Genomic DNA, 14,876 nt, shown 5'->3' with positions numbered 1-14,876 from the left:
GAGAATAGAACTTTGGAACTACTTTTTCCACTTCAAAATGGCGGTTCTAAGACTCACAATCAAGCTAAGAACGAGCTCTTATCAAATATTTTCAATATATTGGCCGGGTCCGACCTGAACAAACCATCAAATCAATTATTGCAAATGCCCACCAAACTCCTGAACGACTTCCTGAGAATCTCTGCCGGTTACTGACTTGCCAATAGCAGCCTGGATCAGATCAAGAAGTTTCTTTGCTCTGTCTGAGATAAATCCTGTAAAATCATCAACCTCCAGCAAAGCAGGGTTTATCAAGTGAGTTTCAATATGATTGTGAAGATTATGGCTTGAGATACCGTGGTTCTTGACAATGCTTGCCATATAACTTGACGGAGCCTTGCCGCCAACAATTCTGTTGGTTCTTGATGTTAGCGGTGCTTTGTTAATGATGCTGTTCCAGAATCTTCTTTCATATTGTTGTTTGATGCAATAAGATCTTGGAAAAATATGGTGAATATCTACAGCCTGGTCAAAATATGTGGTTGTTTCAATAGGATCGCCGTTTATCAGATCAATGCTGCCTGCCTTCATCAGCAAAGCCATAATTCCTTTGTATGCTGCACTATTGCGAGTCTGCAAAGACAAAAGCCTTGTGGGATAAAACCCAGCATCCCTTACTGTAACAGGTTCACTCCCCCCATTAATCCATGCCGGAACGTTCTGCACATCCAAAGCATACCTTGTCTCATTGGCTCCGCCGTACAGTTCTCCTAGAACCCCACACCAGAACCATTGTGAGAGCTTATTTCTTGCGGCAGAATTTTCAAAGCCATTGCCCAGTATCGAGCAAATAACTGAAAGAGGAATTAACTGTGTCTGGTAGGGTAGATTTTTGGTATCGAAAATCTTTTGGGTATGCAGAAATTTTGCAGCTCTGATCATGCCCTGTTGAAGATCATCAGCGCAAGAACAGTAATCAGAAAGTGTAAGATTGAGAATATCTTTTCTTTTGCAGCTGATGGATGAGCCTTTAGAAATATGCTTGTTATATGAAGAAAGCAGAGTGACAGCAGTTAAGAAATCCTTTTCATCCAGATGCTTGAGTACCGGATCAGTTGAGTCAAACACTGCCCTTCTCTTGTCCCAGTCTTGGCGCAAACGAAAGTCATCAGCTGCAAAAGTAGCTGTAAGCAACTCAAAAACAGTCAAAGAAACGCCACCAGTATTAACATTCTCAAATACCTGGCAAACCGCTTCTTTAGGTGTATCTTTTAAAAGTTTGATTACTGGTATCTTGAATTTCTGGAAAGGAGTAATTACTTCGCTCTTAAATCTAAAGAGGAATTTAATCTTTTCTTTATCAAAATCATAATACTCCTGGAAGCGCATCTGCCATTCATCTGACTTGTTACCATCAAATATAATGTTTAAGGGAAATATCTCATTTTCAATTTCCTTGTCTGTTGAGCTAAGATCCAAGTCAACTTTTCTTCCAAAATCGCTTGTTACAACCTTTTCCTCGGGAACTGAAACAATTGCGTCAAACCTGTCTATATCGGGATCAAAGCACTTCTTTATATCAAGATAATAATATCGCTTAATTTCTTGCTTTTTCTCATTGGTGGTCAAAACAGGAAACTGGCTCTTTAAAGAAAGAAACAGGGATGTGATCCTTTGCTGACCATCCAGCATCAGCTCAGAAGGTGATGTATTGCTGATCGATACACCTTCAAAAGGCCTGGGGCTGAAGCGAACCCCTTCGCCGCCAGTTTCCATGCACATCAAAGCACCCACTGGATAGCCCAGTGAAACGCTGGCGATAATCGCTTTAATACGATTGTCATCCCATACCCAGCCTCGTTGAAAGTCAGGTAGCTGAATTGAACCACTACTTGCTGCTGATAACAGCTCTGATAGAAATGGCTGGTCTGTGCTGAATGTGTTTGTAATGGCAGTCATATTTTCCTCTTTCTTGATTGGTTATTTTTTGACACTACCTCACCACATCCAGCAGCTTTTCATAGCTGTCAATCACTCCATATTGAACTGTGCTGTTGCTGATTTTTTCAAAATGTTTTCTGGCGCAGTGAATTTTGGCTTCCTCGATTTTTCTAAGCTCCAAAGAATTAATGCTGCCTTTGGTTTCTGCAATGAAGTAGAGATGCTTAAGCAATCTTGACTTCATAAATACACCAATCCAATTTAGCAGTGGTTGGCACTCCTTGGGCTGATATTTATAGAAACCTCAAACCTTAGAGCTGCCTTTTTGATGGCAAAACAGGCGTTCTAAGGCTGAAAAACAATCACAATCAAGGCTTTTTCTATGTTAAATCAATGCCTTGACTCGGTCCGACCCCGTAAAGGAAACCTAAACACCTTTTACAAGTGTGTGCCGGACACAGCCAAACCTGCGAGTAACTTACACGCATGAAAACCTGGATTCCGGCTTTCGCCGGAATGACGAATGAAAACAGGTCGTTGCATTGTGATGTCATACCGGAGGAAGCCGGAATCCAGGAATAATGCCCGGAGTTTTTGAGAAGTTACGTTTTTTGCAAATAAAACAGATCTTCTCACTGATTCTTGTTCTTTGATACAATTACAACATTGTGCTACTAAGGTATTTGCGTAGCAAGCTGCTTCGCAATTATACATGGGTCAAGGGACTGCTGGTTTTTTTCCAATTTGCGAAACAAGCTGTTTCGCAATTACATTATCCTGCCAACCCCGCAACAAAATTTAACAATCAATCCCAAAAAATCACAAGACCTGCCAGCCACCACTAACCACAAAAACCCCCATCTCCAGACAGCTATACTCCCCCATATCCGGAGAAACTGAACTCAGGCTGGCTGTGAGCTTGTGTCCATTATCCATGAGATCTGCAGGAAGCGGGTTGTGAGTCCTGGGTACATAGCCCAGCTTGTGGCCGTTTGAGGTGAATACGGCAATGGCTTTGCTGTCGTAAGGGTTATTAGGCTCGCGTAATAATTTTAATTTTTGGCCAGATTGAAGATCTGAAAAGATTTTCGGACCCTGATAGTACGGAAATCCTGCCACATGGCACTGGAACAGGGATACAGGCTTGGGAATAACCCTGGCCTTTGCCTCTGGAAGTTTCCCCCCAAACACCAGTGCCCCAAAATAAGCACCAAGCATGCTGATGAAACCTCTTCTTTGCATACCCCCTCCTATGTGCAAACTGCAGACATTCGCGAGCATCGCGCTTTGTAGGCAACCAGGTTGGGGACAGTCCTGCTGGAGCCAGAAACTGCACCCGTACTAAACCATGGCTGTTTGTTTTGAACCCAGATATTGCTACAATCAAATTCATCCGGCTATGGTTATCAAGCCTGATTTATCGTATTTGGACCTGGCCCATTCATCCAGATCAACACGCTGCTCAACCTGATTAATGACTTCACGACCGTTGAGTTCACCACTATTTTTCTTGAGGATTTCAAAAGCCGCAAATATGACTTTGGAGGCCAGGGCAAGGGATCTGGACTGTTTTTTCATGGTAAAGCTCTCAAAAGTTAAAAGCTTGGAGGCAAGGCAGGTTAAAAGTGCCGGGATGACATGAAAAACTGAGTATTTCATGCCATATTTTATGCAATCTATCAAGGAAAACAGGCCGGGGAGGTTGCCCGCTTCGGCGCATTTTTAAGGCAGAAAATTATTGTGTTTAAAGAAAAAAATCCGGGCAGTGCCAGGCCGGCAAGAAAGTGGATTTGAATGCTCATCTCTTAGAATCCGCCTGGTTTTGTGGCGGTTTTTGGCTGCAATAACGCTGCATAAACTTTTCCGTTATGTCTCTTAGTCGATCATCCAGAATCCTGTATACCCGAACCTGAATATCTTCAGGCACCCCTTTGTAGAAGGCCTGGGCAATCCCTCCTGTTATGCAGGCCAGGGTATCGCTGTCCCCTCCAAGGGATACAGCTGTACGCAGGGCGTCCTCAAAACCGCTGGAGTCAATAAAAGCCCGCACAGCCTGGGGAACGGTTCCCTGTGACGACACATCGAACTGGTAGGTGGTGCGGATTTCATCCACATGCCGATTCAGGTCGTAACCAAACTCATTTTCTATGTACGTCTTTATCTCATCCCTGGTTTTGCCCTGCCTGTCCAGAAATATTGCCGCTGCTGTTGCCTGGCCACCCTTGATCCCTTCCGGGTGATTGTGAGTGACTTCCGTATATTCTCGCGCCTTTTTAAGCACAGTATCCAGGTCATCATAAGCGAACCCCACCGGGCTGATGCGCATGGCCGCCCCGTTTCCCCAGCTGTTGTAAGGGCCAAGCCCTGGATTTTTCGCCCACTTATGAAAGCTTCCCCCGTAGCCTACTCCTGGATACCATTTGTAGAATCGCCTCATGTTTTCATCATAGGGCCTTCCAGTCAGGATGGAATCTACAAGGGCCACGGTCAGGACGGTATCGTCAGTAAAGAAGCTGCGCGAGCTGAACAGATCAAAATCCTTGGTCTTGATGTTGTCCCACTCGTAAACCGATCCGACAATATCTCCGGCAATGGCTCCAATCATTTACACCCTCTCCTTGTTGCGAGAAACATTTGTTTCGCTTCCACCACCTGATATGCCTTTCACCACTCCCCGTCACGCACTTCACGCACCAGGCGCAGGACTGCGTGGTCGGGCATGTTTTTCAGGTTTTTTATAAGTTCGGCAAAGAACTCGGGGCGGCTGCGGATGACTTCCTGGACTTCTGAGGACACCTTGCCGGCCAGGGCCAGAAGCAGGTCCGGGTTTTCCCCCAGGTCCCCCGCCAGAGAGATTATCTTCGCCTCGGACAGAGGCACAGGCCAGCCCCGCTCAATCCTGCTCAAATAGGACGGCTCAACGCTGATTCTCCCCGCCACCTGACGCAGGGAGTACTTCTTGTCGATTTTTCTCAATTCAAGGCGCTTTTCACGGACGTATAATCCAAAAGGTGTTTCCATAAATCTATTGTGGACTCCATAATACACGAAGTCAAGGTTTTATTTTATATCAACCTGAACCGGACTCAGACCCTTTTGCCTGAGTCCCTTTATTGTCTCCTTCCCAGCCTGCAAAGCCAGGTTTATTACGTTCTGCGAAAGATAAATATTTGATGTATATTAGCTTAGCATTTGTTAAGTATTTACTTATCATTTGCTTAGCACTTGATAAGTATCCTCAAAACAGATTGCCAGATCTTTGAACATCTTTTTCATATTGCCCCCCTGCCCTGTTTGACCAACAAAAATACGGCTATGCTCGGACATTGAAAATCCATTCTGTACTGCCTGTACAACTCTTGTCTGGCCAGCCCAAGTCTTAGCTGGTTGCTCAAGCCCCAGATAAACTCTCGGGCCATGTCCCAGGTAACAGGCACTTGCTTGTTACCTGGGACATATTATATGATATGCACTTTTTACCGAGAGTTTATAGCGTGCAGCGCAGCTGCACGCTATGGAGCAACAATACTTTTTTGGGCCGGCAACACAAGATTCTGGGACCACAAATAAAAAAGGTAGGCCAAAACCGAAATGGGTGAGCAAAAACCGGAGGCAATCAAGTTTATGAGTATAGTCTGAATCATTGTTGCCCAGGATGTACATCGGCTGTAAGGCGGTAACCACCAATAAGCAGCCTTGAGAACTCTTTTTTGGATAAAGCCTGTTTGAAAGTTCAAAGATTTTTTCCTTAAAGAATTGAACTTCCCTGAAGTTTATCAAAGCTAAAAACAAAACATCTTCTTTGCTGATTGGCTCTATCTTCTCAACCAATTTTTGAAAACAGCTTATCAATACACTTTTCCATCCTGAAAAAATCATATCGCAGATCATCAGCATCCAGGGGATCAGCCATCCTTCTGTTCCAGGCTTTTGCCAGGGATTGTGCTAAAACCAGAAAATCAAAGTCCAGATGTTTGTAAGGCTTGAGCACCGACAGGTAGTATTCTACCTCTAACAGATCGTCATCTGCAGGCTGACTGAAGCTGTCCCAAAGAGTCTTAAGCAGTTCTCTCTTGCCTGCTTCTCTTATTTCATGAAACTTCGGGCAGGTACCCTTTTTTGTTTGGTAGATATTCAGATATCCCCAGCCTGCATCTTTTGATCCTACAGCCATCTGAACCCTGGGAACAGGTAAATAAAAGGCTTGCTTTATGAAAGAATCCACCTCATGGCTTTTCAAATATTCTTGAAAAGCGCTTACCATATCTGTAAAATCTTTTTGATGCTCTTGTGCAGAAAAATGACCGTTGGCCTTGCCTGCCTCTACTGTTTTAGCGCTATCATCGAGACATTCCTTTATTTTCTGCTGAAGTTCAATGTCACTTACGTTCTCCAACTGATATTTGAATGCATTCTTTTTGGAACTGTAGTGAATTACAAGCTGACCCTGGGGCAATACAACCTTGATACTGTACTGCCTGATACTGCCCTTGAGGACAGCAGCCCTGATCTCATGGAAGCGGAGCTTTTCCACCAGTTCCGCAGCTCTTGCTGCCAGATGTCCGGCATTTTCACCTTCAGTCTTGTCCATAAAAACCTCTATAGCATCTAAAAATCTTTTTTCAACCTTGCTTTATGTTCACCGCATCGCACCTGAGCAGTTCAAACCTGAGGCGTCCAAGCTCCCAGCCTGCGGTTCTGGCCTGGGTTTGTCTATTGATGTTCTTCACAAGAAAATCCAGGTTTGTTGTTATGACCAGGTTTTGCCCTCCTGAAGGAAACCAGGACTGGATAGCTCCGGCCAGGGACTGGTAGACGGTGACGGCATCGCAACTACCGCATGTCAACGGTTCTTTGCCTGCCGAACTGATTGTCAGGAGACGGTTTTTCCACCTTACATCAATGTCAGCTCCATTAGCGCCTCCACTTTTTTTATACGGCTGGATATCAGGGGTAAGCCTGTCTTTTCCCGCCAGGTATCCGAGAACATTCATTGCTGTCCCCCTGGATGCGAAACGGGCAAGATGTCTTGTATAAAAGCTCTTGAGACAATCATAACAGCCGTCAGTCAGGTTTTTAATACAATAATTACAGTCCCTGAGCCTGGCATAGGCCTCAATAAAAACCTTTTCTATTTCCGCTGCAACTTTATCCAGAGGCAAGTCGCTGTTGCCGGTGGAATCGTAAATTGCCAGGTGATGATGAGAAATCTTTTTAAACGGTGTGTACAGGTCCTGCCAGGGCAACAATCCCGTAACAGACGTTATTTCTGAATCGTTCAGCCTGTAGCGGTTTTTTATTGTACGGTCCAGTGCTGACAATAAGCTTATGGGTAGCTCAAAAGAATAAAATATTTCCCGGGGAATTTTCATAACCAGCGCATCACGTACAAGGTGATATCCCAGATAGAATTCTCCATTTTTATCTTTGAAAACAGTTTCCTGAGAATTTAAGCAGCCAAAATTCATAAAAGCGATTTTTGCCTGAGGATCCCTGGTTACCTGCAGAATATTTCCAAATTCTTTCCAACTGGTTGAAACATTATACATGGTATTCAGCAAATATATGGGCGGATCATTGTCTTTCTGCACCTGTTCGGGTTTTGATGCTGTGACTATGCTGTAGCTTCGCACCGGAGGCTCGATCCTGCCGGTTTGTGCCTCAATACTCCACTCCTGGTACCTGCCGGTGGTTTCAAACCTGTATACATCTCCGGCCAGATAGCCTGTACGACCAGGAGCAAATTTGGATACAGCCTGTTCCGGTTCTCTTTCGGAAATATGATCCCGGTTCATTGGGGAAAGTCGGCCTGACCCTGCAAGTTTCTGGTAATGGTCATATTCATAGACCCGTACATTATCACGGTGAAACCCGTAGTCAGGTAAAAAACCAGTCTGATACATGAGGTTCAGTGGATTAAGGTTGAAGGACCTGGATTTTTCAAAAATTTCCCGGCATTCATCTGTAAAATGGTTTCTTGCATAATCTTCAACAAAACTCATTTTGTTTTTGTCGACCACTGAGCTCAACCCATCCAGCCTCTGCAGGATCAGGTCCTGATCCATGGCTGCGAATTCCTGCATTGAACCTGTTCCGTCTGCATATCCACTGAGCAGCTCCGCACGGACATGTTTGAGCAAAAGTCGGCTGGAGGGCCTGTGAATGGTTGGAGGGTTAATGAGACCATTGATCATTTCAGCGGGCCGATGGAAATAAAAAACATCATGGGGCAGATGATCCCGGCAGTAACAGATGGTCAAAGACAACTGGCCACGGCGTCCGGCCCTCCCGGCTCTTTGAGCATAGTTGGCTGCGCAGGGAGGTACTCCCACCAGGAGGATAGACTGAAGTGAGCCGATATCGATTCCCATCTCAAGGGTAGGAGTGGCCAAAAGAAAATCTACATCCCCCTTTCTGAATTGATTTTCAACATCGGCACGTTTCTGGGTTTCCAGCTCTGAACTGTGATACCTGACAATGATTGCTCTTGGATCAGAACCTGCCCGTGTTCTTCTGGAATTGATCCACTCCGGTGAAAACACAACGTATTCCGGGTTAAGAGCATAACTGTTTCTCCCGTCATCAGAAAATTCCCGGACAATGCCCTTTTCAACCAGGGACGATATGATTTTCCTGACAATATTTGCTCCGGCCCTGGCTGCCTCTGAGACGCTCAGGTGGCTGTCAGCATCTGCCGGGACTGACCTGCCGAGGTCTGCCAGGAAAGCGTGATGGTTTCTGGAATAATGCGAAAGAGAGATTCCTGTTATCCTTTCTGACACCGGTGCCTGCTCCGCATCCAGATAAATCCGCCGCTTTCTTATAGCCAAGTGTCTGTTGTACTTGATATAACTGCTGTCCTTCCAGGCTTTAATGTCAAAAAGCTCTATAGCTCTTTCCTTTAGAAAGACATTCAGGATTTTTTGTTCTACCGGGCTTAAAGATGACACTGTCCGGAGCATCAAAAAATCTTTTTTTCCCTGAGAAGTATCCGGAGGTTTTTTGATAAATCTCAAAAACCAGAGTTCGGCTTCATCCAGGATCTCAAGTTCCTGGACGGTAAACATAGATTCGCTGCCGGGACTTGCTGGATAGCGGCACAAGGTGTTCAGTGCTTGCAGGATAGAGCATTGTGCGGTGGCATCAGGGTATAAATTGACCAGAAGTTGTTCGAGGAAGTCTGCTGCGAACTCATCCCGCAGTACTGAAGAATTGTGTGAAACACCCTCCCGGTCATCAATAAATGCCAGCAGCTTGCGCTTATTTTCGGGTAAATACTGAAGCACATGGTAAATCAAAGATCTGAGATAATCATTGGCCTTGTGCCTTTCAGTCAGATTTACAAACAATCTGTTCAGGGACGTCTTATCCCTGTCTTCCTGCAGCACCAGACAGTAATCCCCATGAGCGTCCTGATAAAAAACAAGGGATTCCGTGGAATCGTTGTTTTTCGCTGAAAAATCTATTCTGCATCGCAGTATTCCTGTTTCGTGTTCAAGCTCATGTGTATACCTGCGTATCTGCACACAAACACTATCTTCATAAAACTCCTGGAACTCGAGTGGATGTAGTCTGCCTGACTCAGCAATGGCCAGGCAGCAGTGGATGTTTCTTTTGTCCGAAGGAAAAAGAGGCAGGGAGCAGTCAGGGCAGACCCCAGAACCTTCTGGATGATAAGTTTCGCAGCTAAGGCAGAAAAAAAGATGTCCAGCAAGGGCGCGCATAAACATATGCAGCCTCAAGTCCAGAATCGGCTTTTTCAACCGAAAAGAGTTCATGCAGTTTATCAGGGAAAGCCAGGCCCTTACGTGCTCTGTCGCCTCATGACTGGTCAGCCTGTATGGACAGATGTCCCTGTATATCCGGATTATCTCTGCAAGGTTCATGGCTCCATTATCTCTTAGGTTTTGAGCAAGAGCCATCATAAATGGATGTCTGGCAATACGTTCGACCGGATGGGAGCTGTCAGAAACCTGGCTGTCTAAGTCTTCATGTCCATCAAGTGAGATACCGCAGAGATCTTTGAGCATCGTTGCCAGGGACTTCCGGCTCACAGGTCTGGAAAACAGTTCAGGGTCAGGTCCCGGCTTCCTGGGCCATTCAATGGATATTTCACTTGAAGGAGGCTCAGGCTCAGGGGTTATGATATTGCACCTGGTCACGCTGAAAATGGTGCAGACATAATTATGAAGTTCTTTTTCCCTCTCCTGGCCGTCGACACTGTCTCTGCCAGGACTTGATAAAGTAGCGCTGGATCCGATGAGCAGAGCTTTTCCGGACAGACGTCTTTGAAGCCGCCTGAGCAGCAGCATAATATGAGCGGCTTTGCTGCCCTGATAGGTATGCAGCTCATCCAGGACAACATACTTAAGGCTGTGGGCAAAGGATTCAACTAAGCTGTGCCATTTCCCGGTGGTCAATACCCTTTCCAGCATGACATAGTTGGTCAGCAGAATATCTGGAGGGCTCTTTGTTATTTCCCGGCGGGAATACTTTCTATTGGCATCTTCAATGCTTTTTTCCGGTAATGGTTCTTCTGGAGTAGCACCGGTCAGCAGGCCATAGCTGACATCCGTATCACGGCATAATTGAGCTATTCTCTGCATCTGGTCATTGGCCAGGGCATTCATAGGATAGAGCAGCAAGGCCTTGACGCCTGGGTCCTTACTTTTCAGGCAGTGTTCCAGCACCGGGATAAGGAAGCACTCGGTCTTGCCGCTGCCTGTTCCAGCGGAAATTACTGTGGGTACATTGTCCAGAATGGACTCAACAGCTTTTTTTTGATGCTCAAAAAGGCGAAAACCATGTCCGTGCAGACTGGTCAAAGACCTGTCCAGATGCGGTGAAAGACCTTTTTCGCTGCAATACCTGGAAAATGATTCAGGGCATTTCCGGTATTCCGGCTGAAGGGAGAAATACAGATCACTGCTGATGCGAAATCTTTGCACAACATGGGATATATACTCCGACTCAAGACCTTCCGATTCCAGGCCCTGCACCAGTTTGCGGCGGTAATCCTGCAATACGCCCAGGGCTGTCTCAGAATAATTATTAAGAATATCTTCCTGGATCATGTCTTTTTCACTCCTGCTTTCTATAGAGGCTCACAGCCCGCCACCCGTACTGCTCTTTTTTGGGGTTGTATTCCATAAGCGCCACCCCCTGGAGCTCATCTTTATTTTTCAACTCCCAACGCCCCACTAATTCCCGGGGAATATAAACTTCATCTACAAATCCGAAATCAGCCCAGCCTTTCAAGTTGAGGCTGCCGGAAAAACGTCTGGCAAACGAAGGCAATTCTTCTTTTTTCCCGATCCACACCACCCTTTGCTTCATGTCTTTCTCTGAGACAGTCCTTATATTTAGTCCGTCTCCTGGTTCAAAGGACCTTATCTCAGGGAGACTGTCATGGTAAACTGGACAGAATTCATCAGAGCTCAAGGCAACAAAGGTAATGCCTTTGCCGGTGTTGATATTTTTTACGACCCCGGGCCTTGGTTCTATTATATCCCATGACTCCCCTTCTCTTGGCTCCAGATTAATCACCACAGGCTCCTGTCCGGACAGCTCAAGGCTAAGACTCAGTGGAGTGCCCGGGGGCATATTATTCAGCACAGGAAACTTTTTTGTCTTGATCAGGACCTGCTCCAAAGAGCCCTCGCGGGTAAACCCCATGAAGGTCAGGCCTGGCCTTTTATCCTTTTCAGGCAGGTGCTTGATTACTATTGCAGGATGAACAGGAAGCCCATGAAATACAATTTCTTCAGCCAGGGATGAATGATCCTGGTATAATTGCCGGTTGCTGTTCAACACCTGAACTTGGGAAAACCAGGGGCTGGACCTGAAAAGCTGCATTTTTGCCGAAACTTTCCATTCATTGGATTCCTGGATATTAATGGCCTGTTCTATCTCATATCTGGCTTCAGGCAATTTTTCCTTTTCCACAAGAATCTCTGCCAGCTCTTCATGAACCTTGACCCGGTATTTCTCCTCTTTGGCCGGGCACAGTAAAGCCCTGCACAGGCATGACAGCCTGGTATCGTTATCACCGGGATATGTCTGGGCCAGATGTGTCCATGACCAGAATTCATTTTGTTTTTTGCGGACTAAAGGCAATAGCAGCTCCCTGGCCTGAGCCATCCTGCCGGTCTTGATTAAAAGCTTGGAATAATAATGGGGAAACCATTCCTGGTGGGGATATTTATCATAATGTTGACCAACAAACTCTGTTGCCCAGTCAAGATGGTACTGGTCATTTTCTTTTTTAATATTTTTTGCAATCCCTCTTATGGCCAGCTCCACAAGGCTGTCAAAAGACCTGTCTCCACCGTCCGGCCTGAACCGCTCAAAATCCTCCAGCCGGAAATTGGCCGGGTCCCACCAGCGCAGTATACTGATAAAGTTTGATATTTTTTCTTTTGCAGCCGCATTTGCAGCCCACCTGAGAAACTGGGAATGAAGCCTGCCAGGTTTTTTAATGTCATGGATGCAGGCGTACTCTCTCAACAGGTCTAAAAAGTGTTGAGGATTCGGAAAGTCATTGTTTTTCTGCTCTTTAAGAGATTTTACTATCTCCCAGGCAAGTCCTGTCCTGGCCATGACGAGATTTGGGGCGGCCTTTACTGCTTGCCGGTATAGACTCAGGGCTTTTTCCCTGTCATCCTGACCGGAAGCTGCCTTTGCCCTCTCAAGCAATTGATTGATATTTTCCTGACCACTACTGTAAGCCATAATCGCCTCCAGCTGAATACTAAACGCCATATTCCTGAAATTCCTGCTCATCTCTTGTTGAAGGCAGATAAAATACGTTGATGTGCAGAACTCTATCTCCCACTCGCCTGCCAGCACACCATATATAAAAAAGATGAGCTTAACTGTGCATATTCCGGGCACATAATCAATTGACCGGCATTGCAACGTCCTTCAGATACATACACAGAAAACTTCTATACGAAGATTCTATCTCAGGCTCAGGAGAATAGGAGGTCAGAATATGCATCTGGTTGATGGCAGGCATGACCGGGGTAATGCTGAAAATCTGGAGAGGCTGAAAAGAAATCCTGGTCGGGTCAGGCTTACCATGAGCCTTGATAATACACGGTTCGATCCATGACTCATCATCATTTATGATGTATATAATGGTTACCCCGTTGGTTAAGACCGAGCACATACAGATTTTTTCTTCCATGTCTTCCCCCTTTGGCAAGTAAGATGTTTCTTTTTAACCGGTAAAAATGTTTTGTTTATTTTATCAGTTTAGCCATTTGCATGTGGCATGGGGACTGGCTATTCCCGAACTTATTTTAAAACATGTCAATCTTCCTTTATAAAATAAATGCGGGGGTACCTGTCCCGTGTTTTCCTTAAAAAGGGATTAACTGTTACCATAAAACACGCAATATTCATTTTGAAATTTACTAATTTGATTCTTTATCTCCATCTTCTGCTTCTGGTTTGCTTTCATAACAATCACCTTCACAACTTTTATTTATAATGTGTTGAGTGATAAATTTTATTGCAGGAATAATTATTGGAAAAAAAAGTGGAAATGCCATGACTTTTCTCCCTAAGTTTAAAAATTTACAGATTAAGTAACTACCTATCACGGACAATTGTATTTGCTAAACTTAGTTCATTGTTTTCAAAATTTCATCACAATATTTTTTTTAATCTAACGCAGATAAGCGAAATACGGGGGTGGAACTAAGCGGATTATGATATCTCAGCGGGAAAAGTTTATTCAAGAAAGAACATCAGGTGCTTGGTAAGTATTTAGGTTTTTTTCCGCGACCATGCGCGGAAAAAGAGGCCCTTTCAGGGCAACATCCGAAAAAGGAAAGGATTTCATATAACCACCCCCAACCCCTCCTTGGCTAAGGATATGAGTTTACGCTGTGCACGTAATCCAGATGGGCATGGTGTTATATAAAGTTACCAACATGTTTACTTGAAATTTGTGCTAATCGCCTTAATGATCAAGTGCGAAAAGCAAGATTCATTACAAAAAGATATCATGTTGGATTACATGATGTACTTGCAAAGAGTCGGGCAGTGAAAAATTTAGCAATCAACAACAAAAAGAACCTGTTGCAGTCACATCATTGGTGAGGATTGAAGACGTTTTCAATGTCCGGCTTATATACAATCCTTAAAGTAGCTGGTTCGGCATGAATGGATTTTATCTGCACCAGACCGGCAATGCCGGCAGCACTCTTTAAAAGGTCACGCACATCCAGTCGGATAGAGCCTTCCTGGATATCCAGGCCGGTTAGTTTTAAGGCTCTGTGCGCCCCAATAACTGTCAGGACCATGTGGATAAAGGCGGTCTTTATTGCCGGAAATACTCCCTGGACGGTACTTTTGATCTTCAGGCCGTCAACCTGAAAATGCATCAACTGCTCCTGCCGGTTCCAGGACACCTCTTTGGGCACAAGGCCAATCTCAAATTGCATATTTTTGTCCTGAATAAGCCCGGTGGCATCGATTCTGTCCTTTTCTATATCAACCTGAACCCGGCTCAGGCCCTTTTGCCTGAGTCCCTTGACTGTCTCCTCCTCGGCCTGCAAGGCTTGGTTGATCACTTTCTGCGAAAGCTGGATACTTCTCTCCTTACTGATGAACTCACCGGCTTTGTCCACGGCACTGGTCACTTTATCCCGCAGAGAAGAAAAACCTTTGTTCATGAGTCACCTCGCTTTTTTTCAATTTAGGTTTTACCGGTGTGATTTTTTAAACAGCTGGGTTTTCCCTGGTTGACTGCAGATTTTTACAAGCTGCAAAGCTCATTTTTCCAGCACTTTACTTTGGGACGCAACTCTTTTTTGCGCTTTTTATTCTGCACCACCCTGGTTCTAAACCTGGAAGGATCTTCCAGGAAAAAACACCGCCTGGCCTTTTTCCTGGCTTTGTTTTCAAAATAAATCAAATCCAAGCTTTGCATAAAAAGTAACAGTTTA

At 45.1% G+C, this 14,876-nt stretch carries 13 protein-coding genes; all 13 read right to left on the bottom strand.

All coding sequences use genetic code 11. From position 1 onward, the window contains the following. Positions 1-135 precede the first annotated feature (135 nt). The 13 genes from DTHIO_RS09620 to DTHIO_RS21420 all read right to left on the bottom strand — a co-directional run bounded on the left by DTHIO_RS09620 (position 136) and on the right by DTHIO_RS21420 (position 14,860). Positions 136-1,938, bottom strand: coding sequence for a GmrSD restriction endonuclease domain-containing protein (locus tag DTHIO_RS09620; RefSeq protein WP_008870110.1), 1,803 nt, complete (start codon positions 1,936-1,938; stop codon positions 136-138). 34 nt (positions 1,939-1,972) lie between these two features. After that, positions 1,973-2,176, bottom strand: a complete 204-nt coding sequence (locus tag DTHIO_RS09615; protein ID WP_040418246.1) for a restriction endonuclease — start codon at positions 2,174-2,176, stop codon at positions 1,973-1,975. Between the two features lie 563 nt (positions 2,177-2,739). Further along, positions 2,740-3,162: an HIRAN domain-containing protein gene (locus DTHIO_RS19785; protein WP_008870109.1), complete on the bottom strand. Its 423-nt coding sequence runs from the start codon at positions 3,160-3,162 to the stop codon at positions 2,740-2,742. A 147-nt stretch (positions 3,163-3,309) separates the two neighbouring features. Next, positions 3,310-3,579 (bottom strand): hypothetical protein, encoded by a 270-nt coding sequence (locus DTHIO_RS09605; protein WP_008870108.1) that lies wholly within the window; start codon positions 3,577-3,579, stop codon positions 3,310-3,312. A 139-nt stretch (positions 3,580-3,718) separates the two neighbouring features. Further along, positions 3,719-4,525: an ADP-ribosylglycohydrolase family protein gene (locus DTHIO_RS09600; protein WP_008870107.1), complete on the bottom strand. Its 807-nt coding sequence runs from the start codon at positions 4,523-4,525 to the stop codon at positions 3,719-3,721. A gap of 59 nt (positions 4,526-4,584) precedes the next feature. Beyond that, on the bottom strand, positions 4,585-4,941 hold the full coding sequence (locus DTHIO_RS09595) for a helix-turn-helix domain-containing protein (RefSeq protein WP_008870106.1): 357 nt from the start codon (positions 4,939-4,941) through the stop codon (positions 4,585-4,587). Between the two features lie 802 nt (positions 4,942-5,743). Beyond that, positions 5,744-6,511, bottom strand: coding sequence for a hypothetical protein (locus DTHIO_RS09585; protein WP_008870105.1), 768 nt, complete (start codon positions 6,509-6,511; stop codon positions 5,744-5,746). A 31-nt stretch (positions 6,512-6,542) separates the two neighbouring features. Beyond that, positions 6,543-10,994, bottom strand: coding sequence for a DEAD/DEAH box helicase (locus tag DTHIO_RS09580; protein ID WP_008870104.1), 4,452 nt, complete (start codon positions 10,992-10,994; stop codon positions 6,543-6,545). 7 nt (positions 10,995-11,001) lie between these two features. After that, positions 11,002-12,651, bottom strand: coding sequence for a tetratricopeptide repeat protein (locus tag DTHIO_RS09575; protein ID WP_008870103.1), 1,650 nt, complete (start codon positions 12,649-12,651; stop codon positions 11,002-11,004). A 166-nt stretch (positions 12,652-12,817) separates the two neighbouring features. After that, complete coding sequence (locus DTHIO_RS09570) at positions 12,818-13,108, bottom strand: hypothetical protein (protein WP_008870102.1); 291 nt, start codon at positions 13,106-13,108, stop codon at positions 12,818-12,820. A gap of 229 nt (positions 13,109-13,337) precedes the next feature. After that, positions 13,338-13,475 carry a hypothetical protein gene (locus DTHIO_RS21425; RefSeq protein ID WP_153305069.1) on the bottom strand — a complete coding sequence of 46 codons (138 nt, stop codon included), beginning with the start codon at positions 13,473-13,475 and terminating at the stop codon, positions 13,338-13,340. A gap of 543 nt (positions 13,476-14,018) precedes the next feature. After that, positions 14,019-14,603 (bottom strand): hypothetical protein, encoded by a 585-nt coding sequence (locus DTHIO_RS09565; protein WP_008870101.1) that lies wholly within the window; start codon positions 14,601-14,603, stop codon positions 14,019-14,021. Positions 14,604-14,686: 83 nt separating this feature from the next. After that, positions 14,687-14,860 carry a hypothetical protein gene (locus DTHIO_RS21420; RefSeq protein ID WP_161598659.1) on the bottom strand — a complete coding sequence of 58 codons (174 nt, stop codon included), beginning with the start codon at positions 14,858-14,860 and terminating at the stop codon, positions 14,687-14,689. Between the last annotated feature and the right edge of the window lie 16 nt (positions 14,861-14,876).

Source organism: Desulfonatronospira thiodismutans ASO3-1, from assembly GCF_000174435.1.
Taxonomy (GTDB): Bacteria; Desulfobacterota; Desulfovibrionia; order Desulfovibrionales; family Desulfonatronovibrionaceae; genus Desulfonatronospira; species Desulfonatronospira thiodismutans.
The sequence above is the reverse complement of the archived record's forward strand: the minus strand, read 5'-3'. Positions and strand labels throughout refer to the sequence as shown.

What these genes read in the sequence shown, in the direction of transcription:
- DTHIO_RS09620 (WP_008870110.1), bottom strand. Translation starts at nt 1,938, where the DNA reads ATGACTGCCATTACAAACACATTCAGCACAGACCAGCCATTTCTATCA.
- DTHIO_RS09570 (WP_008870102.1), bottom strand. Translation starts at nt 13,108, where the DNA reads ATGGAAGAAAAAATCTGTATGTGCTCGGTCTTAACCAACGGGGTAACC.
- DTHIO_RS09575 (WP_008870103.1), bottom strand. Translation starts at nt 12,651, where the DNA reads ATGGCTTACAGTAGTGGTCAGGAAAATATCAATCAATTGCTTGAGAGG.
- DTHIO_RS09595 (WP_008870106.1), bottom strand. Translation starts at nt 4,941, where the DNA reads ATGGAAACACCTTTTGGATTATACGTCCGTGAAAAGCGCCTTGAATTG.
- DTHIO_RS09585 (WP_008870105.1), bottom strand. Translation starts at nt 6,511, where the DNA reads ATGGACAAGACTGAAGGTGAAAATGCCGGACATCTGGCAGCAAGAGCT.
- DTHIO_RS19785 (WP_008870109.1), bottom strand. Translation starts at nt 3,162, where the DNA reads ATGCAAAGAAGAGGTTTCATCAGCATGCTTGGTGCTTATTTTGGGGCA.
- DTHIO_RS09565 (WP_008870101.1), bottom strand. Translation starts at nt 14,603, where the DNA reads ATGAACAAAGGTTTTTCTTCTCTGCGGGATAAAGTGACCAGTGCCGTG.
- DTHIO_RS21425 (WP_153305069.1), bottom strand. Translation starts at nt 13,475, where the DNA reads ATGGCATTTCCACTTTTTTTTCCAATAATTATTCCTGCAATAAAATTT.
- DTHIO_RS09580 (WP_008870104.1), bottom strand. Translation starts at nt 10,994, where the DNA reads ATGATCCAGGAAGATATTCTTAATAATTATTCTGAGACAGCCCTGGGC.
- DTHIO_RS09600 (WP_008870107.1), bottom strand. Translation starts at nt 4,525, where the DNA reads ATGATTGGAGCCATTGCCGGAGATATTGTCGGATCGGTTTACGAGTGG.
- DTHIO_RS21420 (WP_161598659.1), bottom strand. Translation starts at nt 14,860, where the DNA reads ATGCAAAGCTTGGATTTGATTTATTTTGAAAACAAAGCCAGGAAAAAG.
- DTHIO_RS09605 (WP_008870108.1), bottom strand. Translation starts at nt 3,579, where the DNA reads ATGAAATACTCAGTTTTTCATGTCATCCCGGCACTTTTAACCTGCCTT.